Consider the following 24,318-nt stretch of genomic DNA (forward strand, 5'->3'; position numbering starts at 1 on the left):
CCAGGTGGATCATCTGATGCGCAGAGCCGTCACATGCTGATCATTGTTTCAATGAGACCGTGATGAAGGAGGCGAGAGTGAGGACGACGTCTGATTTTCCGCAGAGTCGACCTGAACCCGTTGGGCAATCCGAATCAGGCACCCAACCCGCTACCGGATCCAAGTCAGTGAACGGCAACAACATTTCCCCTTTTCTTTCTGCACCCCCGATGCCTCCCGGCGACGAGTACTCGCCCGCCAATCAGGGCGGTAACACGCTGTCGCGTCGGCTTCACCTGAGTCGACGGGGACGACAACTCAAGAAGCAACTCGCGAAAAATCGACGCAAAATCCCAGCCATTATCGTGTTGGTGTTCTGCCTGATTGTCACCACGCTGGCGCTGCTTCATCCGGGCGTGCCAACATCCCAGATCGACGTGAATGACGGTGGCATATGGGTGACAAACTCCTCGCGCCAACTGGTCGGTCACCTCAACTACCAGACTCGGCGCCTCGATGCCGCATTGCGCACAGACGCCGCCCAATTCGACATCGGCCAGGCAGCAGATACCGTCACGTTTTCTGATGAGAGCACCAACTCGATCGCCCCTATCGACGTGGCCGGCGTGCGCATGGGTGCCACAACGTCGCTGACTGAACGCGCCCAGGCAGTGCAAGGCGGAGAACGGATCGGTGTGCTGGACGGCGCGGAAGGAAACCTGTGGGTCCTGCCGGCATCCGAGCCCTCGACCGTGCCGATGGGAGACGACAGCGCGATCGAAACAGGCCTTACCTCAGGTGTGGTGACAACCAGCGTCAATGGAACCGTCATGGCGGTGTCGGCAGCAACCGGCCAGTTCGTGACAGTCACGCGCCGCGGCTATGTCGATCAGAAACACAGTGTCGACATCCCTGATATGCGCGCCGACGCATTGCTGCAGATCACGGCGGTCGGTGAACAACCAGTCGCCTTCGACCAGTCAACCAACACGCTGTTCCTCCCTGACGGGTCCGCACGATCCCTGTCCGATGAAGGCGTCCCAACAGATGCCATCTTGCAAAATCCCGGCCCCGACCATGACGCGGTATTACTGGCCAACCCGAATTCCCTGATCAGCGTTCCCCTCAACGGCGATCCCGTGACGATCACCCCCGCGAATGAGCAGAACCGTTCAGGAAAGCCGGCGGCTCCCACACGACACGAAGGATGCTCGTACGGCGCGTGGGCAGGCTCGGGCTCCTATGTGCGTCTGTGTGACGACGCGGCCAATGACACGTCGATGAATGTTGACACCCTTAAGTCTGCGCGCAACATCTCGTTTAGAACCAACCGTAAGCTCATCGTCCTCAACGAAATTAACGAGGGTGGCATCTGGCTGCCCGACATGAACATGGCGTTCATGGATGACTGGGATGAGATCGACCAGGAGATCGACAAGGAAAAAGAAGAAGAGGAATCGCCTGAATACACCGACGAAATTATCGACCCTCAGCGCAAGGACAAGAACACTCCACCTGACGCCGTTGATGATGAGTTCGGTGTCAGGCCAGGCCGAGCCACCACGCTGCCTGTACTGCAAAATGACACGGACATCGATGGTGATGTTTTGACAGCCAGACCGATCAGCCAGCCTCAGATCGGAGCGGTGATGCCGACGCGTGGCGGCCAGGCGTTGCAGATGACGGACGTGCCCGATGATGCGTCGGGCAGCACCACTTTTGTGTACGAGGCATACGACGGGCAGGCATCTGACAGTGCGACGGTGACGATCAGTGTGCACCCCTGGGATCAGAACGCCGGCCCGGTGCAGATCCGCAAGAACCCGCAGAAACTGGGAGCGGGAGCTGCCATTGAGTACAACGTGCTGCCGGATTGGAACGATCCGGACGGCGACCCGATCTTCCTGCAGTCCGCCAGTGCTCCTGACGGTATCCAGGTGCAGTACCGTGAAGAAGGAACCCTGAATATCCGGGATCTGGGCGCAGCGCCCGGCCAGTACGAGGTGAACGTCGTAGTCTCTGACGGGCGTGCCGAAACGCAAGGTGTCGTACCCATCGTCGTACAGCCACCAGGCAACATTCCACCTGTTGCGCACGCCGATTTCTATGTGGCGAGAGCCGGCGAAGCCCTCGAGATCGAGCCGCTGACCAACGATACGGATCCCAACGGTGACGGCCTGACGCTGGTTGGTGTGTCTGAAGCTCCAGCCGGAACACAGCTCACGCCCGACCTGGCTCTCGGATCCATCACGTTCAAAGCGCAGGCACCGGGTACCTACCAGTTCACCTACACCATTTCAGATGGCCCTTCGACCGTGTTGGGCATCATTCGCATCGACGTGGTGGAAGCTGACTCCAATGCAGTCCCCGTTGCTGACGATGACCTGGTTGTCCTGCCTGCTGGCGGTGAAGCACTTGCCGCACCGTTGAATAATGATTCCGATCCAGCCGGCGGCGTCCTGGTCATTCAGCAGGTGGAGCCGACGGACAAACTGGGCCTGCGCGTCACACTGGTCGATCGCCACCTCCTGCGCATCACGGCACCTGGCGGCCTCGATGAAGCCGTCAGCTTCCAGTATTCCGTTTCCAACGGGTCCCATACTGCCCAGGCGCGGATCACAGTCGTCCCGTCACGAGCGCTCGACGACAAGAAACCACCCGTTTTGCAGCCCGACCATGCCAAAGTGCGTGTCGGAGACGTCGCTTCGGTCCCCGTGCTGGAAAACGATCGCTCGCCGGCCGGCCTGGCAATGAAAGTCGATCCGAAACTGCAGTTCGAGGAAAACTCGCAGGTCGGAACCCCCTTTGTAACAGGTAACCTGGTGCGCTTGGAAGCAGGCACAACGCCAGGTGTGATGCATGTGTCGTACACGGTGCACGACATGGTCGGCAACATGGCGACATCGACAGTCGTGTTCGAAGTGGTCGCCCTCGAAGGTGCCAACGCGGCACCCCAACCTCGCCCTCTGACAGCGTGGGCCGTGTCAGGGCAGACGACTCGAATCCCTGTCCCACTGTCCACGATCGACCCTGACGGCGATTCCGTGACACTGGTGGGTATCGAGCAGGCACCGTCCAAGGGAACGATTGAATTGGGCACTGACTGGATCGAATACACGCCTGCGCGCAAGACCACCGGCACGGACGTATTCACCTACATCGTTGAGGACCGTCAGGGCAAGCAGGCAACCGCACGTGTGCGCGTCGGTATTGCGCCACCGGCGGGTAGTAATCAGCCACCCACTGCTGTTAAAGACGTTCTGTTGGTCAAACCTGGGCGCACGATCATGGTGAACGTTCTAGCCAACGACATTGACCCTGACGGGGATTCAATCTCGCTGGTTCCCGATTCGCTCAGCGTGCTGGACGACGCCCTCGAAGCTGAAATTGTGGGAACCGGGATCCAGGTTGAGGTTCCAGAAGCTGCCGGAACATACGTCATGTCCTACCAGGTCACCGACTCGCGTGGCGGTGTGGACAACGGGACGTTGACGATCAATGCGAAGAACGATGCGCCCCTGATGCCTCCGATCGCTCGCGATGACGTTGTGGCGCTGGCTGATATGCCTGACAGTGAGATTGTGCCGATTAACGTGGTGGAAAACGATGAGGATCCCGACGGAACCGTCGCAGACCTGGTTGTGTCCACACGCGCTCCCGACGCTGAAGTCAAGGGCGGAATCATTGAAGCGAAGGCATACGAGACTCGACGGCTCTTGGTCTACACGATTACCGATCAGGACGGCCTCTCATCCTCGGCAGTGGTGTCGATTCCGGGAACCGATCAGACCAGGCCGCGCCTGGACCAGTCACACCTGCCGATCAAGGCACGGGCCGGCAGTGACGTCGTCATCGACATTCGGGACCACGTCATTACGAGGGCGGGCCGTACCGCGATGATCACGGACGAATCCAGGCTCAAAGCATCATGGGGGCTGGATCCGAAGATCGTGCTGGAGGACCAGCATCGCCTCACCCTGCACACCGACCCGGAATTTTCCGGTAAGACATCCGTTTCCTTTGAAGTACGTGACGGTGTTGCATCGGATACATCAGCCTTATCAGCGGTGCTCTCCCTGCCGATTGTGGTGCAGGCAGCGAAGAACCAGCCACCGGCTTTCATCCCGACGAGTGCGCGTGTGGCTGCAGGTGAAGAACCCATCACGTTGGACCTGTCGGCGATGGTCGATGACCCGGACGACGCTGACCCTAAAGGATTCAAGTATGCGCTGGTGAAGAGTTCTCGTGTTGTCAGCGCGAAACTTGATGGGCATATGCTGTCCCTTCAGGCTGGCGTTGATCAGGCCACCGGCACCACGGACCAGGTCACGATCAGTGTTGATGACGGGTCAGGGCCGGTAGTCGGTGAGATCCCGGTGACGGTTGTCGCCTCCACGCGGCCACTCATTCAGGTGTCGGACGCGCTCATCGACGCTGCGAACGCTGGCGGTACGGAAACGATCGATCTGACGAAGTACACGATCAACCCGTTCCCGGAAACGCCGATACGGATCGTGTCAAGCCAGATTGAAATCGGTGAAGGCACCGTGGATCCGCAGGGCACAGTCCTCCACATCACGCCAGCTGTTGGTTTCCACGGGCAAATGACGGTCAACTATCGCCTGATTGATGCCACCAATGATCCGGGGCGCATCGTGGAAGGTAACGTGCGGTTAGTCGTGCGTGATCGGCCCGAACCACCATCCAACGTGTCGGTGATGGCCACGGGTCCTGGCAGAGCAACTGTGACGTTCCAGCCCGGAGCGGACAATGGTGCTGCTATTACCTCCTTCACCTTGACGGATGTCACGACCGGTCAGGAGTTCACTTGCGATGTTGCGTCCTGCCCGCTTAGCGGTCTGGCGAACGGCCTGAAGCATTCGTTCTCAGTCGTGGCGCACAATGATGTTGGCGCATCCGATTCGTCTCCTGCATCCGAGCCTGTCCTGGTCGACGTTCAACCATCCCAGCCTGCCGCCCCGACGCTTGCTGCTGGCGACGGGTCGGTGACGGTGACGTGGAATCCACCGGCAAATGAAGGGTCACCGATCACCGCGTACGAAGTGACGCTCTCTGACGGCCAGACGCAGCGAGTAGACGGCGCAACGACATCAGTGACATTCACCAACCTGACGAACGGTCAGCCCTACTATGCCTCTGTTGTGGCATTGAATTCCTCGCCGTCACCCTCACAACCATCCGAGCCATCTGCCCAGGTCGCGCCCTTTGGGCCGCCTCTGAAGGTGTCGATCACGGACATTCGGTCAACACCTTCTGCCGATGATCCAAACCTTGCTGCGGTCAGTGTCAGCTGGGCAGTCGAGTCGGACAACGGCAGTCCGCTGACCGCTGCGCACGTCACATTGAGCGGTGGCGGAAAGGGTGACGTCGCGTTGAACGGTGAGCTGTCTGGGGAAATCACGTTGCAGGCGCAGCCGCAGGAAGGCGTGGTAGCCACCGTGTGGGTTGACAATGCGGCAGGATCGTCACGCAAGGTCGATTCCAAGCGTTTCACTGTGTTCTCGACGCCGGTTGTGATCGATCTTCCGACGGTTACAGCAACCGGAGAAGCAGGTACCGCGAAGGTGACGGCTGAAACGAAAAAAGGTAACGGTTACAATCGCGGAGAACTTGAGCTTCAGTATTCGGTGAATGCAGGTCAGTGGACACCGTTGCAGGGCAAGACCATCACGGGACTGCCTGACGGCCAGGAGGCACGGATTACATTCAGGCAGGTTGCTCCCGGCCGCGCCGACGGGCCAGCGACTGAAGAAGTAGTGGTGACGACATACGGACAGCCGACGATTGACAGCTTCACGGCAACCAGTACGCCGGACGGAGTCGACCTGTCGTGGGCCATCACTCACAACGCTGGAGCTCCCATCACATCGATCACCGTGAAGTACAACGGAAAGAGCGAGGACATTCCCGTTTCGGAAACGAGCCGGCACATCGATGTGGACACCAGAGAGGCAATAAACTTCAAGTTGGTTGTTCATGCCGAGAACATCGAAAAGAGCATTGAGGCTGCGGCCACCAGCAAGGCACGGGGCACCATTAGACCGATGCCTGCCAAGTGCGATGCTGAGATGTCAGACAAGTTCGATGACTGCCATACTTTCAAGGTGCAGGCAGATGTGTGGGATCTGAGTCTTCTGCCATTGCGTTGCGAATTTAAGTCAGATGCTGATGACCAGACGTATAGATTCGAAATCAGGACGTTAGGGTATCCGTATGCCTCGAATGCACCTACCCGTGTGACAGATCAGGAAACCATGAAGAACTGGTTACAGGATGGCACCCTCACATGCGAAACGTCACAATAACAGGTGAGCAGTGGAACTGGACGGGAATAGTACGCATGGCAGTACCTGAACCACCCTCGTCAATGAGCTGCCAACGACTGGCCAGCAACCAACGCACAGTAAGGAGCATGTATGTCACTCAATGAACGCGATGCCACAGAGTTCGCCGAAATGTTCGCCGCGTTGGTCGACGCGATTTCGCTGGCAGTGCTGGACAAGAAACAGGCCATTCGACTGACGTTGACGACACTGTTCGCTGGCGGGCACCTGCTGCTCGAGGACGCGCCCGGAACAGGAAAAACGGCTCTTGCGCGCGCGCTGGCGGCAACTATTGACGGGTCACACTCGCGCATCCAGTTCACACCTGACATGCTCCCCTCTGACATCACGGGCGTGAACATGTACGACCAGCAAAAACACGAGTGGGTATTCCACCGCGGCCCAATCTTCGCCCAGATTGTGCTGGCCGACGAAATCAACCGTGCATCGCCCAAGACGCAGTCGGCTCTGCTGGAAGTGATGGAAGAAGCGCACGTGACGATCGACGGCGTTTCCTACCCGGCTGGCGAACCCTTCATGGTCATTGCTACCCAGAACCCGGTCGAACAGGCCGGCACCTACCCGCTGCCTGAAGCGCAACTGGACCGATTCCTCATGAAAACGTCACTGGGGTATCCCTCGCGTGCAGCCATGATCGAAGTCCTTGACGGCGCGGCTGCACCGGACCGGTCACGTCACCTGCACCCCGTCGTCTCAGCCCATGAAGTCGACACGTTCCAGGCGATGGCCGCCGACAACCACACCGACCGCGCGGTTTTGGACTACATTGCCGCACTGGCCGAAGCCACCCGCGAAGACGAGTCCTCCATGTTGGGCGTGTCCACGCGAGCCGCCATCGGCATGACTCGATGCGCACGTGTATGGGCCGCAGCACAGGGACGTCACTTCGTGCTGCCTGACGACGTGAAAGCGCTCGCAGGACCTGTGTGGGAGCACCGCATCATCGTGGATCCGGACGCCGCTTTCGCTGGCGCAACGCCGGCCGGTGTTGTCTCGCGTGCACTGACTTCCGTTCCCGCTCCGATCACGGGTGCCTAAATGCCGCAGGAGGCTCAGCGTCGAATATCCATCATAGGTGGAGTACGTCGTGCATGGGACATCGCCATTTCCACGATCACCATCAGTGGTGTCGGACTGCTGTGTGGTGGCATCGTGGCGACTATCCTTGCCTTCACCGCGCATTGGCGCGAAGCAGGGATCGTTGCCGTTGCGTGCGGATTATCCCTGATCGTCGCGCTGATCTGGATCATTGGGCGCGCTCCCCAGATCGTCAGCGTGGAGCTTCCTCAGACACGAACCGTGGCCGGACGCACCATCATTGGAGAGCTGCGCGTGCGCAACGACCATGCCCGACCGTCCCGCTCCCACGTCATTGAACTGCCGGTCGGATCAGGTGCCGCCCAGTTCGTCGTCCCTAATCTGGCGGGCAGGAGCTCGTGGTCGGAAGTATTCGCAGTTCCCACCCGCAGGCGCGGTATCGTCACGGTCGGTCCGCCCAGTTCAGTGCGCTCCGATCCGGTGGGTCTGTTCCGCAGAGTCAGAGCATGGACGAAACCGATTCGCGTCTACGTCCACCCGCGTACAGTGCGCGTTCCTTTCGACGCGACAGGCTTCCAGGCAGACATCGAAGGCGTGGTGACAGCTAAACTGTCCTCCTCCGACGTGTCGTTCCATGCGTTGCGGGATTACCAGCCCGGCGATGACCGGCGAAACGTTCACTGGCCGACCACTGCCCGCACGGGTCGCCTGGTTGTGCGTCAGTTTGAGGAAACCCGCCGCTCCCATCACGTGATTTTCATCGATACGTTGCGTGATCACTGGGAAGAAGAACCGTTTGAGACGGCGCTGTCCATCGCCGCTTCACTGGCTCTGACGGGCATCACCGCGTCGCACCAGGTTTCGATGGCAACCTCGTCACGCCCTGTTTCCACACTGTCAGCGACCCGTATGCTCGATGAACTCACTGAAGAAAGCTGGCGAGTGGAGGACCAGGACCTGAGTGAGCGTCTGCGTGAAGTCCTCACGTCGTATCCCAACGCGTCCGTTCTCACGCTGATTGTTCCGGCAAGCGTGTCATATGACGAGATCGCGCGCCTGTGCCATCTGCCGAGCGTTGACGTCATCGTCGGCGTGATCCGCGTGGACCCGGACGCGCCCTCATCTCGATCCAGTTCGTCACGAGCAGTCGTCGCCACCTGTCCGACACTGGAGTCGCTTCCCCGCATGCTGGCACGCGGAGGGCTGCGATGAGTGCGAACACGTTCGACCGCCCGCCTGCAGGTGCACAGCGTCCACGCCGTTTTCGTGTGCGTAATGGACGAGGGCGACTGACACGAAGCCCGTTGCCTGTCTGGTCATGGATCGTTTTGGCGGTACTGTTCATTCCGGTGATTGCAGCGCACGAACCACTGTTTGGCCACGGCCTGGGATTGCGCGCTGCGGGTAGCGGTGTTGCGGCAGGTCTGATCCTTGCGGCACTGTGCACCTACTGGCGCTGGGACGTGATCACGAGCGTGGCGGCACTGTTCGCGACGCACCTGCTGCTCGGCGGTATCGGCTCACTACCTGAGACGCTGTACGCACACGTCATTCCCACCGGGCGCACCGTTCAGTTCCTGGTCATGCAGCCCGTTGTCGCGTGGCGTGACCTGCTGACACTGGCACCACCCGCGTCATCATATGTCGGCCCGTCGGTTATGCCGTGGATCTGCGGATTGCTGTGCGCATTCGCGACCGGGGTGATGACCATGCGGCGCGGCTGGGTTGTTGTCGGTACCATTCCGTTGGCGCTGATGGGCATCATCGCCGTGGCGTGGGGCCCCAGCGGCATGCAGCCGCCGGTGTGGGCAGTCATGGTGTGGTTCCTGGCGATCATCATGTGGTGGATGTGGTCCGTTCAGCATCTGCGCCTCCATTCTGATTTCGACATCCTCATCGGCCGGCGGGCTCGTCGTGCGGCAGGCATGACGACAACCGGACATAACACCTCGACACGGTCGGTGCGGCCAGTTCGCGCCCACGTGCTGCAGCAGGCTGTGGTCGCCCTCGTCATCACGGCATGTACGACCGCGCTCGCATTTCCTGTCACTTTTTACGTCGGATCGTGGGATGAACGCACAGTCCTGCGTGATCTTGTGGAGCCGCCGCTGGACCTGCATGACTATCCCAGTCCGCTTGCGGCCTTCCGGCATCTGACAACCGAGGAACGTGACGAGACGCTGATATCGGTGTCGCAACTGCCTCATGGGGCGCGCGTGCGCCTGGCAGTCATGGACACGTATAACGGCATCACATTCGGCATGTCCGATCCTGAGGAAAGCCCTGTCGGTAGCTACATTTCAGTGGGCAGTCAACTGCCGGTGTGGCCCTCTCCGATCGGTTCAGTGCGCGCAGATACGAGGGTGACAACGTCTGGCCTGATGGGGCCATGGGTTCCAACGATGGGTCAGGCCGAAGTCATCGAGTTTTCAGGCGACCAGGCGCAGCGATACCAGGATGGCCTGCACTGGAACAGGTGGGCAGACGCTGCGCTGACCACCGGGTCGGACGGGGATGATCTGAGCTATCACCTGGTCGCTGATGTGCCACCGCGCTGGTCTGATTCGCAACTCGCAGGTGCCGGCGCAGTGTCGGTGGAAGGACAGCCTGACACGAACGTTCCTGACGGTGTCAAAGAACTTGCCGTCTCAATGTCAGCGATTGAATCGACTCCGATCAAGAAAGCCCGGGCCATTGAACGTACCTTGGCGCAGAACGGGTATTTTTCCAACGGGATGGATAAGAGCTCGCGGTCAGGACACCGGGCAGACCGACTGGCACGCATGATCGATGACGATCAGATGGTGGGCGATGACGAACAGTACGCAACTCTGATGGCTCTGATGCTGCACTCTCTGGGTATGTCGGCGCGCGTCGTGATGGGTGCCTATCCCAGTGACCCCGTCACAGGGGCTGCACTGGATCAACTGCAGGGGAATGCGGCCAGTGAAGCGCCGGCGCGTTCAGTTGGTCTCAAAGGTGCGGATCTGCACGTGTGGGTGGAGGCTGAATTTGTCGATGTCGGATGGGCGATTTTTGATCCCACACCCCCACGCGACAACATCTTTTCCGATCCGATCCCGGATCCGACTCCTACTCCGCGCCCGCAGGTTCTGCAGCCACCGAATCCGCCGGAAGAGCCACCGGAGCTTCCGCCGGCGATAACAGAGAAGAACACGCCATCCGATTCGGAAGCACCTGTCCCTGTCCCATGGGGCGTGATCCTCACCTCGGTCGGTATAGCGTTGCTCATCATCGTGCCAATTGCAGCAATTCTGCTGTGGAAGGCTCGACGCCTCTACAAGCGGCGTCACAGTTCTCCGCTGCCATCAGTGGAAGGCTCATGGAACCAGACGGTCGATCTTGCGGCTGATGCCGGAACCCGGCTTCCTCGCGACATGACACGTGCAGAAGCAGCGTGGAGCCTTGCGGACAGCGTGTGGCAGGACACTCACGAGGACACAGAGTCGCCCTCGCCTGTCGTTGATGAGTCGACGGAAGCGTCAGCTGACTGGCGCGTTGCCGGGCAGACAGCACCGGCGACGGTGCTCCTGGCATCTATTGCCGACCGCGCGCAGTTTGGACAGGACGTCGTGACGAAGGATGATGCCAACCGAGCCTGGGGTTACTATTCGCAGTTGAAGGCAGAACTGCGATCCAGGCAGTCCTGGTTCCAGCGGGCACTGACCGCGCTGTCCGTCAGGTCGCTGAGGCGGCACCGGCACCGCCGCGGAGGCTCCACCCATGCCGAAAAGCCCCGCACAGAACCCCGGTGGCGCTTCTGGAAACGGCGCTCGCGCCGCGATCATCGTCAAAAGGCACACTCCGATCATTCTGTCCGCACGTCCTCACCTAAAGGAAGACCATGACAAGTCAGAACAACCAATGCCCACAGCTTGAGGGATACACGTTCAGACGCGCATTGGGTCACGGTGGCTTTGCGGATGTCTACCTCTACCAGCAGCATGTTCCCTCGCGCGACGTTGCCGTCAAAGTGGCGCGCAACCATGAAGGCACTGACGCAGACGAGGCAGTGATCCGGGAAGCTGATGCGATGGCGGCGACATCGGCTCACCCGTCGATCCCATCACTGTATGACGTGGGCACCACTGCTCAGGGAGATTCCTACCTGATCATGGAGTACTGTCCCGTGACCAATGTGTTGCAACAGGTGCGTTCCCAACCGATGTCCGTGCGGCGTGCCCTGGACGTCATGATCCAGCTGTGCGGCGCAGCGGAAATGGTGCACCGGGCAGGATACGTCCACCGCGATATCAAACCATCCAACGTCATGATGAATGCATATGGTCACCCGATGCTCACTGATTTTGGGGTTGCCGCCAAGTTGGGTGCTCCCGCTTCCCATTCCGCTGACGGCTTCTCGGTGCTGTGGGCGCCACCTGAGCAGCAGGTGTCTGGCACGCCCGCCCACCCCTCGATGGATATCTGGGCGCTGGCCACGACCGCGTGGACGTTCCTGACTGGGCGTTCACCCTTTGAGGACCCGGTGGGCGACAATTCGGCCGTGGCTGTGGCTGGCCGCGTCCAGGAAGGGCGCATCGGCTCGCTGAACCGCTCTGACGTGCCACAGGTATTGGAAGCTGCGTTGCGTCAGGCGCTGTCAGTGGATCCACGCCAACGCCCTGCCTCAGCAGCAGAGCTGGGCCGGCAGTTCCAGCGCGCCCAGGAAGTCATGCATCAGCCGATGACGCGCATGGAGCTTCACAGCGCCGGGCCGCACGATGACCTGACAGCCGTGCAGGACACGTCTATTGATTCAGATCAGACCAGGGTGCGTGCCATTCGCACCATTGATCCGTCGATGTCAGGTGCAGATAACCGCCGAGCAACGACGTCGGTAGAGGGACGAACAACGGACGGCGGCTGGAGCACAGTGGTGCCTGGAGGGCACACTGCAGGCACCGCTCGCGGCGACGCCAGAGACGATGCGTCCGAGCAGGCAGCATCTGAATCCTTTGTCTTCGCTGATTCACAGTCGTATGCTGTCGAGCCCGACCAATGGGTCTCTGAAGAGGACAGACTGGCTCAGATTGAACGCGAGAACGCGGCTTTTTCCTCCGATACCGTGCGGCCGGCACGACGCCTGTCGCTTCCCGTCATTATCGTCATCGCATGCGTGTGTGTGCTGGCGTGTGCCGGGCTGGTGGTTGCCCTGCTCACCGGCGGGGGAGGCACAATATCGTGGAACGGTCCATCACCTGCGCCAGGCCCGATCAATAACCCGACACCCGCACCTCCCGCCCCGGTGGACCCCATCGGTCAGACTCCGCCCTCGCCCACGTCAGTAAGCGGCGTTGTCGACGGCGATGTCATCCACTGGTCGTGGCGCCACCACATGTCCGCAGATTCGTCCGGCCAGTCGGGCGCTCAGGATGATGCAGGCCAGCAGGACAGCGCCATGCAGTCTGATTCTGGCGGCCAATCCGGCGACGAACAGGTCATCGAATTCTTCTATGTGATGAGCGGCCCTGAAAATCTCAACCAGTCGGGCAAGACTCAGGTGCAGTCACTGGATACGCACGCATTGTCGGGAGAGAACTGCCTGGAGGTGACAGCCGCCATCAGGGGAGGCCGTCAGTCCGATTCAGCCAAGGCCTGCGTCGATGTGCCGTAGGACGTTCTGCCGCCTCGTCCGCGCCGGATGCCACGCTGGCCGGATGCCCCGCTGAGACCTCCCTACTTTTGACCTGACTCAGTGCGCGGAACGCGAGGTGAAAACGGGTTCGACACGTGGCGTGTCGTCACGGAGCTCTTCCTGGCACGTTTCCTGGTTTGTCGGCGCTGATCGATCAGTGTGGCAGCCACGAGGCTTCCGAGAAGCACAGCCACCCCGATGCCTGCAGCGATTGTCAGGTATTGCGTGCGGCTTTTTGTCAGATCCTCTTCGGGCTTGACCAGGCGCACAGGTGGAGGAATCGGCCGGTCTGCCCGCTGGTAGCGAGGGTTAGGCGGACCATCCTGCGTACCGTCGTTCACGAAGTTGATCGCATCCTTGGGTGCAACAATTCCCCACCCGACAATCTCATTGCGTTCAGAGGGCGTGGAGCGTAATGCTGTTGCAAGAATCCTGTACTTCCAGTCAGCAGGAGTCTCCTCTGGATGAGCAGCAGCGACGAGGGCGGCAATGCCGGCGACGTACCCCGTTGAGTACGACGTGGAGGGCTGCTCGCCTGACAGGACACAATCACCCCACTGGAGGAACGTGGTCAGCACATCGGAACCGGGAGCTGCCACTTCCACGTGAATGCCGTGCACGACGCTGTCAGAAGGCTGTCCCTGAAGCGTTACCGCACTGACTGAGAGCACCTGCTCATAGTTGGCAGGAAAACGTACCCCTGAATTTTCCCCGTTCGGATCGGCGTTACCCGCCGAGGCGACAATGAGCGCACCGGCGTTCGTAGCATAGGCGACTGCCTGAGCCAACTCAGCATGGTCAGACGGTGACGATGCCGGAACAGCAATGATTTTGGCACCGTGATCGGCCGCCCACCGTATGCCCGCTGCTGTGCGCTTCACGTTCGGACCGCGCCCATTGTCGGTATCCTCGGGTCGCGTGGAAGCATATACGCGCACAGGCAGAATCTGTGCTGACTTGGCGATGCCGACCAGTCCGGATCCCTCAACTGGCCGCGACGCGATCTGACCGGCGACCGCCGTACCGTGTCCGTCGACATCGGTGCGCCCATCGCCACCCGAATCAACAAAATCGGTTCCTGGCTGAACAGCTTCCTTCAGGTGCTCATTAGCGCTGCTCACCCCTGAGTCCACAACAGCGACGAGCACTCCGCCGGTGGACAGTTCCCACGCCTGCTGGATTCCCAGTCGTTCAAAGACGGGCGGTTCAATCGGAACGTACTGCGTCTTGCCTACCTGGCATGCCTGCGGTTCGTCCCCATTGGCGAGGGGGATGCGCGCCCGGTGATCGACTCGCGCAGGCTGGCTGTGAGAAGTGCCAACCGGGGCTTGAGCGTGAGATGCATGAGGGAGGAGCGACAGTGGAAGCAGGGCGCATACGCATGTCAGGAGGGCGGTGTGTGCCCACCTGACAATGTGTGTCCGTTGTTCGCTCATGAGGCTGAACCTGTGGCAGGATCGATGGGTTTGAGGTCGATGCCTTCAGGGATCAGCGCGATCCACGGCCCGGGAATCGGCGTAATGGAATTTTCGTCATACCCCAATCGCTGCATGGCTTCGGAGTAGTTCAGGCCCAGACCGTGCGACAGACCTGTATCAGAGATCAGCATGACGGCACCCAGGGAGCCGCCGGAAGTGGAACGTGCCAGAACACCGCTTCCGCCCAGAACGGATGTTGACCCCACGGCCGGCGGGTGAGGAGAATTCGAGGCCGCGGGGGAGGCGGACGTGCCCATACCCGACTGTGCGGATGCCAGATCTGGTGAATCAGCGGGTATGGCTGACAGGACGCTTCCTTTCTCGATGTCACTGACGTCGAGGTGAGCACACGGCCGAGCCTGCTCATTGGTAATCGTGCCGAGGGTGTCAGGCCAGTCCGCAGGAACAGGACCGCCTTCAGTGACGACATGAATATTGGCTATTTCACCGACGGACACTGTCGGTGGGTCAATTGTGTACGGGTTGCCGGTGGAAGAGGCCTGGTACATTGCATACGACACGTCGGAGAGCTGGACCAGCTGACCATCGCCTATGACGAGGTAGTGGTGGTCTCCCTCGGGAAATTTGACGTTGATGATCGTGCCGACGACGGCATCGTGGACGGACGAGGGCATCCCGCTGACGGGCGTACCGCTGTTGTCGAGACTGATGGGGGTGAATGGTGTGCCGTTATTGAAGAGATTGAGCCAGTCAGCCGGCACGTCAAAGACAGGTGAATCGTTGATGTTGAGGGTGTTCTTAAGGACTTCGAGATGTTCGGGTTCGATGCGGTGACGCACATTCTCTGCAATGACGTAGAGGGTGTCGCCCTGTTTGACCAGCGTTGTCGTCACGGGTTCGAGGCCGTCGGGTCGGATTGACACCCATGTGTGGGTCGAGGCGTTTTCCATGACGCATGCGTTCCACTCGGTTGCTTTCAGGTCGGCGGGAGCGGGGACATTATCGGGTGCTTCAGGTTCTCCGATCGCATCGCCGCGAGGAATACCCGCGATCACTTTTTCTCCCACGGAAACGGTCTGCAGAGAGCCAGCCGGGGTGCGCATACGCGCTGAGGTGACATTGTAGATCGGGTGCAGCACTCCTTGAACGGAGTAGTAGCGCGCACCTGTTCCCTTGACGATAATCAGCGTGTTGTTCTGCCAGTTATCCGGCAGGGTGGGGGAGAACTTTCCCATCGCGAAGGCAATGCCGAGCATCAGCAGTGAAATGACGATCCCGCCGATCAGGGGCGGCACGAACGATTTGGATTCCAGTTCCCGGCCTCCAGGCGTGCCGGAGATGAACGCCGTGACGAGTCGGCGGCGATTAAACCGTTGCGCATTGAGAATATCTTTATTGGAAGCCATTAAATGATCCCCCACACCAGGCACGTCAACGGAATGATCGCGATCAGAGCGATGACGTTGGCTCCATCTGCCAGGCGAGTGAGCCACGGGCGCAGCCGCGAATTAACGACGTTGGCCGCCAGGATCAGGATCGCGACCAGGACCGTCAGGCCTACCGTCCAGGGAAGCAGCCACGATACCGCCAGAGTTGCCAGAATCCCGGTGGCGAGCGTGATCAACATGCCGGCGACAACCCCGATAAAGACGTCAATTCGGCCGTGAAGCGACCGCGTCCCCAGCATGAATGCCGCCCCCACGCATGCCATGAGCAGGACACCCTCGACGGTCGCAACCACCATCGGAACGCAGGTAATGATCACCATGAACGATGCGATCTTCACTGATAAAGCCAGCGCCTGTCCGGTCACTACCTGTTCATCGACTGCTGCACCTGAGAATGACTCTGTTGATTGGATGTTAAGAGCGGGAATCCGCGAGGGCATCTGTGCCAGCCCGATCCACGGAGTCGACAGCACGACCAGCGTCAGGAGGGCCACCACCACCGTCGCTGACCGTTGCAGCGAAACTGTGGCGTAGGCAGTCAGTGCGCCGACGACCATATACGAAAATCCTGCGAGCAATGGGCCGCCGGCAATGATGCGTAACCCCGGGGGAAGCACCATCGTGGCAAGGGAGCCGAACATGATGCCGACGCCGATGGCCATGAAACAGTGCGCCAGGTTCCCATCAGCGATGAGGGCAAATCCTGCGACACCAAGAAGAACGGGAACGGTCAAGCTGAGCGAAACGGCTCCTGCAGTGCTGCTTCCTCGTGCCACGATCGCTGCAGTGGCGCACACGAGGGCGGCTCCGACAGCTGCGATGATGGCGGTGGCCATCGTGTGTCCACCGCGAATTGCGAGCAGCACCGCGGCAGTCAGGATCAGGATGACTCCGCAGTGTGATGACAACTGTGCACTGTCGCCTTTGGTCCATGCGTCCTGATGTTTGTTGACGGATGTGCCGATAGCTTCAACCAGATCGTCATAGCGCTGGTCTACTGTGCTGCCACCCTCGGACTCAAGGGTAAGAAGTGTGCCGGGAGTGACGTGTTGGGCGCGCAGGGTTTGAGAATGGTCGAGTACGCGCCCTGACGGAGTCAGGAGTCGGTATCCCTGAGTTGCCGTTTCTGGATCGAGGCGGCCAAGTGCTTCAACCATGCCCGGCAGCAGCTCCGCCACGATCAACGATGACGGTACGGACATATCGAGCTTTTGACCAGCGCACATGACGGAGATTGGCATGAGTGTTCCGGTGCGTGATTTGACGCTCTGTGGCATGAACGGTCCTCTCGGATGCGTCGCCCGTGGAATTCGGGCCCCATCTAAGACTAAACGGTATTTCATTTATTGGAACATCAACAAACAATAAGTATGAAAGAGGGAAACCGTGAAGGGCATGCTGACGGTTCGATGGGTGAACACCCCGCATACTGCGAATCCGCGGACGACCAGCGTTAACTACCGTTTCTTTCGAGCGTAAACGGGCAAAAATCTCGATTTTTTTGCCGATTCTTTCAAGTAACACGTCGGTGACGAAACGTTTACAGTTTACTTCAGACTATTGCCAAACGGGGGGCGGGTATGTTTCAGTAAGTGTGTCATCTCCCGAGTGTTCGAAGTGAGTGCTCGGCAGCCTACCGATTATGGAGGATAAAACATGGCTGGACAGGTTTCCGCCGCAGAGGGTGCAATCCTCAAAGGCGCTCAAACTGTTTCTTCTACACGTCAGGATCTTGAGGGCCGCCTGAGCACCTTGCGCTCCAACCTTTCAAGCATCGGCTCACAGTGGGTCGGCAACGCATCTACCGCTTTCCAGCAGCTGATGGTTCAGTGGGATGAGGATGCACGCAAGATCACCAGTGCGTTGAACGAATTCGAAGCCAACCTGCGTTCATCGCAGCAGGCTTACGACACGACCGATGCCGACCACCAGGCTGCGATGAACTCCGTCGCCGGCCGTCTTGGAATGTGAGAGGACTAAGCTGAAATGGATCTGAAAGTAAACTACGGGGCTCTGTCAACCGCCTCAGCAGATATCAACACTGGTGCTACCGGCATTCAAAACACCTTGGATCAGATGGATTCTGAGCTCCAGCAGCTGCAGACCAACTGGGAAGGCGATGCACAGCAGGCCTACCAGGTTGCCAAGGCAAAGTGGACCGAGGGCATGACCGGTATGCGTGACGTCCTGGCTCGCATCAGCGTTCTCGTTGAGCAGGCTAACCAGGATTACAACTCAACTGACCACCACAACGCAGGACTGTTCCAGTAGTCTGAGCCTTGTGCTTGTCGAAAGGGACGCTGCAGGCGGTTTCTCGCGGCAGCGTCCCTTTCGCCGGTTCACTATTTCGATCTGATTCACGACATGGACACAACGATCGTTCGACCACGACAGGTGTAGAGGAGAAACAGTGTCTGGAGGCTGGGAAGTAGATGTTGATGCTGCGCGGACGGAGCTGAATAAGCTGCGCCACGACGGGTTGACTCACGTTACAGCGGCGAAGACTTTTACTGGCAGCATTGCCAGGGGTGAGACCAGCGCGAAGTGGGGAGTTGAAAGCGGAGCGGTGATGTTCCGTGAGCGTCTCGTTGAAAATTTGAATGAACTGGAGGTCCTCATCGATCTGCTTCATTCAGACTTGACTGCCTTCTCCGGTGGTGTTGACGATGCGATCAATGCATTCATACGCTCCGATACGGACTCTGAAGCAGAGTTGAAGGTCAAGGAAGCAGAATCTGCCCGAAATGCCGAGCGCCCGCAGGAGCAGGAACGCCTTCGCGAGCAAAGCGGCGAAGAGGCAGATACGAGTGAGCAGGGCTCAGAAGGCGCGACCGAGCGTACGAACTCGGAATCCGAAGATGGAAACGAGCGCAGGAATTCGGAGTCCGAAGACCCCGAGTAAGCCCCTGAGAGATTCCACATGTTGAACTACTGGAGTGAATAGGTGAATCATGGCTGGAGAAATCGTCCAACGACTGGAAGCGGTGCAGCAGCTTCCGGTGCGAGGCGCGGAGACGCCGGAGTTGATCGAGAAGATTTCAGAAAAACTCGATGAGTGCAACGAGATCATTAGCACGTATAAGGCCAGGACGAATATTTCTGGCGAAACCAATGACGCCATTGTGAGTTGGCTATCGCGGTGCCAGAGTAAGGTGGAAGATTACTCGGCCGCGATCAGGACGTATTCGAAGGCTTATTCTCAGGCGCAGGTTGCTATCGGAGAGGCGTCGCGTGAGGGTGAGACGGTTGTCGCGGAGTATCACCGCGCAGGCCCCAAGCGTCCTGAAGATATCAGCCAGCTCGATTCGGAAGCCGCCCAGATCCTTTCGAAAATGAATGAGGGCCTGTTCGCGGCATCTCGAACAGCTAAGAACGTGATCTCCAAAGTCCAGCAAGTGAACAGGTCAGGAGGCTCCTCCACAGGGAATAATTCTTCACGGTCGGGATCGGGCGTCGGCTACGCGAATTACGACTACCCAAATGGAACCGGCTCTCGTGGACGCGGGCAGAGCGCAGGAATACCGTTGATCTCCGGATCTGAGACACGTCACGGACTGGGTTCGTGGATGTCGAACATGCGAGGCGAGTCGAGCGCGTCCATCGGAGACGTCAACTCAGGTGCCACGGCATTTGAAAGCGGAACTCGCAATGAGGCAACGCTGTCAGGCTCCTCCCCTGATGGTGCGATCAGACCTGACGGCCCCCTGAAGGGATATCTGCCGGAGGGAACGCGCCCTAAGGGTATCGGTGCATTCCTCGATCAGGGAATCGCTGCGGAGGGAAGTCGTCTGGGAGTAGGCGGCTCGACGGCTGTCATGGCAGGAGGTCTGCTGGGAGCAGGAGCTGCCACTTTGGCTGCCCGGGCCGGCGGATCAGGTCTGTCAGGACTGTCATTGGCCGGACCGAACGCAGCGGCCGCATTTTCGCGGGGAGTTCCCGCCAGCGGAATCGTGTCATCGTCCACCTCGGGTGGTGCTGGAGGAAGTGCAGCAGGAATGTCCGCGCAAGGCACAACAGGTGGTGCTGGAGGAAGTGCAGCAGGAATGTCCGCGCAAGGCACAACAGGTGGCGCTGGAGGAATGGCTGCCCGGGGCGCGACAGGCTTTGGAGCTCAAGGTGCAGGTGGTGCGGCCAACTCTTCAGCTGCGGCTGCCGCAGGTCGAGGCGGAATGGGACGAGGCTTTATGGCACCCATGGGCGGTACCGGTGCCGGCTCTGACAACAGCGAGAGAAAATCCGCGCTCGTGGGATACGATGTATTCCGTTTGGAAGAAGACGCAGCTTCAGAACCATACGAATCAGAACAGTCAGGAGCAGGTTCAGCGGAGGATCTACATGCCAGTGAAAGCGAGATCGAGGATCGTTGGTGAGTAGTTTCCCGATTCGATCAACTCGCACCCTCAGAAGTCTCAGCCTCTGCCTATCAGCAGTGCTCATCGCTCTGCTGTGCATGGTGGGCGTCCCCGCCCACGGCGATGACACAATTCGCGACCAGGCCTACGAGGACTATCTAGGGTTGGACGAGGCGCGCTCGCAGGGGCTGGATGGGTCCGGCATCACGATCGGAATCGTGGACGGACTGGCCGATACGGGAGTGCCGGAACTGGCCGGTGCCGACATCGCCGCTCACGAGGCAATGTGCTCTGACGCCGCATTCGAACCTATTGAAGTGTCACACGCAACCGCCGTCACGTCAGTAGTCGCCTCGCCGGATTACGGCGTGGCACCCGGTGCGACAATCGTGAACTTTGCGGTGACGTCGCTGTTCAATGAGTCCCGTGACGGCCTGTCCACGCAGTGCGCTGCCCAGGACAACGTGGTCAGTGCAATCAATGCCGCCATCAACGCGGGCGCCGATATCGTGGTGATCACGATCGGTGGCAGCGCTTCGCTGCTCCAATATGTCTCGATGCGCGCCGAGCTGCACGAGGTGTTGCTGGTGGCAGCTGCCGGCAATAAAGAGGATTTCCCTATCGATATCGCCGCAGATAACGGTGTGCTGGCTGTGGGCTCATCTGACTTTGAAGGCAACCGCTCAACGTTTTCTTCCCACGGCGAGGGATTGGACGTGGTCCTTCCCGGTGAACAGATCACGCTTCGCGATCCGGACCCTGACGGCAACCTCACGGTCATTACACCTGATGCATGTGGAACCTCGTTTTCAGCTCCAATGGCTGCCGGCATGCTGGCATTGGGTATGCAGAAGTGGCCCGAGGCGACGCCGTACGAAGTGCTCAACGCTTTTTCGTGGTCAACAGGTCGTGAAGACTGGGATGAGCAGATTGGTTTTGGAGTTCCGCAGCTGCATGAGTTCCTCAACGCCGATCCAACCCGTTTCAAGGACGAAAACCCCCTGCTGCACAAATCAGATCACGGCCCTGATGATCAGCTGCGAGCCGATTACCGCGACGGCCTCATTGACCCCTTCTTCACGATAGATGTCGGAGACAAGGACTACGTGTATCGCGGGCGCGCAGACGACGCTTTTGCACGTCCCGAATACGGCGATCAATGGCAGCCCGGCACCTCACCGCGCTTTACCCAATCGGGGCAGTCAGGTGCCAGCCAGTCTGACGCCAGCCAACTGCCTCAGTCCGCACCATCAGACGGGGCCGGCCAGTCCAATGGCATACCGCTTGGCATCTGGATTGCAGTAGGTGCAGTCGTCTTTGTCGTCATAATTGTGGTCGTCGTGCTTGTTGCCCGCGCGCGTTCGCCTCGGACCGGCACTCCACGTCAGCAGCCATTCTAAGAGTAGCCAGGGACGCAGCTGAGGCGCAGTCGATGCGGCAATCGATCTTCCTGGCACACAAACTCTATGAATTTGAGCCCGGACGTGAAAAACTCGGAGTGAACATCCGACAGGAAGAGGTATGCCATGGACCTATCTCGTCTCGGTAGCGTTGTACGCACGCGGTGGGGAGCAGCAACCGATCAGGGTCCGCGCCCCGACAATGAGGACCATTGGGCAGCACAGCCCCCTCTCTACGCAGTAGCAGACGGTATGGGTGGACATGCAGGTGGCGGACGTGCCTCCGAAGTGGCGATCCAGGCTTTCACTGGCGCACTGTCCGGCGATGCTCTCAATGGCCGCGAAGCCGATGTGAACGACCTTGATCATGCCATTTCCGTCGCCGCGCAGGCAGTGATGGCCCTGGCTTCCCCCTCGTCCATGTCCGACGAGGACAAAGACCTGGCGAATATTGTGCTGGCCGGTGCGCCGGGCACGACCCTGACGGGGGTTCTCATCGCCAGTCACGAGGAGCGGCCCCAATGGCTTGTCTTCAATGTAGGCGATTCGCGTACGTACCTTATAAACGATGGGCAGATCCGGGCCATGACGAAAGACCATTCGGCCCGGCAGGAAGCGCGTGACGCTCAATGGTCACCAGACGAACTCCCCGCAGCCAATATCATCACACGCGCCCTGGGTGGCGGAATGCCGGGCCTGCCCCAGGCGGACTTCACCGTGACGACGATCGCGCCTGGGGACAGGGTGGTGATCTGCTCAGATGGAGTGCATTCGGCGATTGACGACGCGGAGATGGTTCGCATCGTCAATCAGTCAGATGATGCTCAACGCGCGGCAAATGCGCTGGTGGATGCGGCGCTGGAGCGGCAGACACGCGACAACGCGACGGTTGTGACGATTTTCGTTGAATCCGTGAATCCGCCGTGGCCAGCTGACGATTCCGTCAATCCGTTTGAACGTACCGTCGGCATTGCGCGTCCTTCCTCCACGCAGACGATTCGCCGTCAGCCAGGCAGTGATGCGGCCGAACAAGCGGGCGACGAGGTTCCTTCGTCCGCGGAGGAAACCATCTGATGTGGCAGCTTGGACGTGTATCTACCCAAGGGCATGGGTTTGTCGCCGTCAACGGCCCGTTCGGCACGGCATTGGTGTCCTCTGAATGCCTGAACGCCGCACTGACGTGTGTCATGAACGAGGGGGACCCCGGCGAGCTGCTCGAATCGATTCGTGCACAAGGCGGACGCGTTTTTGTCGCTGATACTCGCGGGGACCAGGTGCAGCTCTATGCGTATCCCGAATGTTCGATTCGGATCTGGAGCGCGAGCCCGGTGACGGATTCTGAAGCAGCAGGTCATCCGCAGGTTGGCTCCTCGCGCATCACGTCCGAAGGTGTGCAGGCCGATTCTTCACACTGGGACGCCATCGAGATCGAGTTCGGCTCTGGCGAACTGGATCAGCCTGATGCTGACAGCAATGACACGGACCAGGCAGATGGCATCGCTGAGCGACAGCGCCGTGATCCGTGGCTGCCGCTTGTCACAGGCGCGGCTCAGGCTCGCCGAGTGCGCATCGGTTACTTCGATCCGGTGTCCTCGCCTCTCGATGCAGTAGATCGTGACGATGCCTCAGAGCGCGACGCGTCACCTCATGACGTGTCACCTGAGCCGAACGAGAAACCTCTCGTCGATGGTGAAAATACCGCGAGCAGCGTGGATGCTGAGCCGACACCTTCAACTGAGCCAGCACCGCTGGCCGATTCCACACCTCCAGGTGACCCGGCACCGCCTGTCGGACCTGCCGGGGTTGCTGCACCAGTCACCCCTGCTGCGTCTGCTGCCAGTGACGTGCCTGACGGCCCTGCCAAGCCGGCAACGCCGTCTGGACCCGCTCCGAGTGACGTTCCCGAAGGATTCAACCCTGAATCGCTCGAAAAAACGATGACGCCTGAAATGCTCGAACAGATGCGCCGTCAACGCGAACAAAACCAGCTACGTCGCGGCTCGCAGGACTCACAGGATTCGGGCCAGGGCCCCCAGGCACCTCACACCGTGCGTTATGCTGCGCGGCCTGCGGCACCCACCGCTCAACCATCAGCCAGGTCGCAGAGCCCCGACAGTGCGAGCAGCGGCACCCAATTTGCTGACAGTCCCTTTCAGGGACGCCCCTATGATTCTGCGGCCCCGAACGGATACCCGGGTCCTCCGCCGTCTCCACTCCCACCTGAGACACCGCACACGCGAATCAGCGCCTACCTCGTCTATGCCGGTGGAGCGCCTGTTGAACTCACCCGGGATGTGGTCATTGGTCGAGATCCGAACTCGCGCGTCATTACAGGGCGCCCACCTGCCACAACACTTCGCGTGCCCAGCCCGCAGGGGGAAATATCTCGGTCACACTGCATCGTCATGCCGCAAGGCCCTGAACGGTGGGCCGTGATGGATCTGGGATCTGCTAACGGCACGACAGTCGTACACGAAAACGGGCAAGTCAGCCGTGTCGCCACGTGGGATCCAGTAGTCCTATTCGACCGCGATCGCATCGACCTGGGGGAGGGTCTCAGCGTGGAGTTCCGCGTCGTTGAAACACCGGCGATGCGTTACGCCCCGCCGCAGGGCTGACCAGCCGGGCAGCAGTCGACACC

15 protein-coding genes are annotated in these 24,318 nt (G+C 59.9%); 12 read left to right on the forward strand and 3 right to left on the reverse strand.

Features of this window, described 5'->3' with window-relative positions:
• Positions 1-77: 77 nt before the first annotated feature.
• From AC1EJZ_RS07640 to AC1EJZ_RS07660, 5 genes are all read left to right on the forward strand, one after another.
• Positions 78-6,305, forward strand: coding sequence for an Ig-like domain-containing protein (locus tag AC1EJZ_RS07640; protein ID WP_480294446.1), 6,228 nt, complete (start codon positions 78-80; stop codon positions 6,303-6,305).
• A 111-nt stretch (positions 6,306-6,416) separates the two neighbouring features.
• Positions 6,417-7,382: an AAA family ATPase gene (locus tag AC1EJZ_RS07645; protein ID WP_058237768.1), complete on the forward strand. Its 966-nt coding sequence runs from the start codon at positions 6,417-6,419 to the stop codon at positions 7,380-7,382.
• The gene (locus tag AC1EJZ_RS07650) at positions 7,383-8,594 is read left to right on the forward strand and encodes a DUF58 domain-containing protein (RefSeq protein WP_058237769.1); all 1,212 of its coding nucleotides are present in this window, start codon (positions 7,383-7,385) and stop codon (positions 8,592-8,594) included.
• Positions 8,591-11,251 (forward strand): transglutaminase TgpA family protein, encoded by a 2,661-nt coding sequence (locus AC1EJZ_RS07655; RefSeq protein ID WP_058237770.1) that lies wholly within the window; start codon positions 8,591-8,593, stop codon positions 11,249-11,251. The genes AC1EJZ_RS07650 and AC1EJZ_RS07655 overlap by 4 nt, the downstream gene beginning before the upstream one ends.
• Positions 11,248-13,017, forward strand: coding sequence for a serine/threonine-protein kinase (locus AC1EJZ_RS07660; RefSeq protein ID WP_480294449.1), 1,770 nt, complete (start codon positions 11,248-11,250; stop codon positions 13,015-13,017). The genes AC1EJZ_RS07655 and AC1EJZ_RS07660 overlap by 4 nt, the downstream gene beginning before the upstream one ends.
• Before the next feature lie 62 nt (positions 13,018-13,079).
• Here the strand turns inward: AC1EJZ_RS07660 and AC1EJZ_RS07665 are convergent, their stop codons facing one another.
• The 3 genes from AC1EJZ_RS07665 to AC1EJZ_RS07675 are packed head-to-tail and all read right to left on the reverse strand — an operon-like array spanning position 13,080 to position 17,202.
• Positions 13,080-14,474 carry a S8 family serine peptidase gene (locus AC1EJZ_RS07665; protein ID WP_058237772.1) on the reverse strand — a complete coding sequence of 465 codons (1,395 nt, stop codon included), beginning with the start codon at positions 14,472-14,474 and terminating at the stop codon, positions 13,080-13,082.
• The gene (gene eccB, locus AC1EJZ_RS07670) at positions 14,471-15,883 is read right to left on the reverse strand and encodes a type VII secretion protein EccB (RefSeq protein ID WP_058237773.1); all 1,413 of its coding nucleotides are present in this window, start codon (positions 15,881-15,883) and stop codon (positions 14,471-14,473) included. Before eccB ends, AC1EJZ_RS07665 begins: the two co-directional genes overlap by 4 nt.
• On the reverse strand, positions 15,883-17,202 hold the full coding sequence (locus tag AC1EJZ_RS07675) for an EsaB/YukD family protein (RefSeq protein WP_058237774.1): 1,320 nt from the start codon (positions 17,200-17,202) through the stop codon (positions 15,883-15,885). The genes eccB and AC1EJZ_RS07675 overlap by 1 nt, the downstream gene beginning before the upstream one ends.
• 379 nt (positions 17,203-17,581) lie before the next feature.
• Here AC1EJZ_RS07675 and AC1EJZ_RS07680 point away from each other — a divergent pair, with 379 nt between their 5' ends.
• The 7 genes from AC1EJZ_RS07680 to AC1EJZ_RS07710 all read left to right on the forward strand — a co-directional run bounded on the left by AC1EJZ_RS07680 (position 17,582) and on the right by AC1EJZ_RS07710 (position 24,295).
• Positions 17,582-17,896 (forward strand): WXG100 family type VII secretion target, encoded by a 315-nt coding sequence (locus AC1EJZ_RS07680; protein ID WP_058237775.1) that lies wholly within the window; start codon positions 17,582-17,584, stop codon positions 17,894-17,896.
• A gap of 15 nt (positions 17,897-17,911) precedes the next feature.
• Positions 17,912-18,196, forward strand: a complete 285-nt coding sequence (locus AC1EJZ_RS07685; protein ID WP_058237776.1) for a WXG100 family type VII secretion target — start codon at positions 17,912-17,914, stop codon at positions 18,194-18,196.
• A gap of 139 nt (positions 18,197-18,335) precedes the next feature.
• Positions 18,336-18,827: a hypothetical protein gene (locus tag AC1EJZ_RS07690; protein ID WP_480294451.1), complete on the forward strand. Its 492-nt coding sequence runs from the start codon at positions 18,336-18,338 to the stop codon at positions 18,825-18,827.
• 49 nt (positions 18,828-18,876) lie between these two features.
• Positions 18,877-20,295, forward strand: coding sequence for a hypothetical protein (locus tag AC1EJZ_RS07695; protein WP_480294453.1), 1,419 nt, complete (start codon positions 18,877-18,879; stop codon positions 20,293-20,295).
• A gap of 59 nt (positions 20,296-20,354) precedes the next feature.
• Positions 20,355-21,677, forward strand: coding sequence for a S8 family peptidase (locus tag AC1EJZ_RS07700; RefSeq protein WP_480294454.1), 1,323 nt, complete (start codon positions 20,355-20,357; stop codon positions 21,675-21,677).
• Between the two features lie 126 nt (positions 21,678-21,803).
• Positions 21,804-22,751 (forward strand): PP2C family protein-serine/threonine phosphatase, encoded by a 948-nt coding sequence (locus AC1EJZ_RS07705; RefSeq protein ID WP_480294456.1) that lies wholly within the window; start codon positions 21,804-21,806, stop codon positions 22,749-22,751.
• A complete protein-coding gene (locus AC1EJZ_RS07710; protein WP_480294457.1) occupies positions 22,751-24,295 on the forward strand; it encodes an FHA domain-containing protein in 1,545 nt (514 codons plus the stop codon). The genes AC1EJZ_RS07705 and AC1EJZ_RS07710 overlap by 1 nt, the downstream gene beginning before the upstream one ends.
• The last annotated feature ends 23 nt before the right edge of the window (positions 24,296-24,318 follow it).

The organism is Pauljensenia sp. C0170B5 (assembly GCF_056590195.1).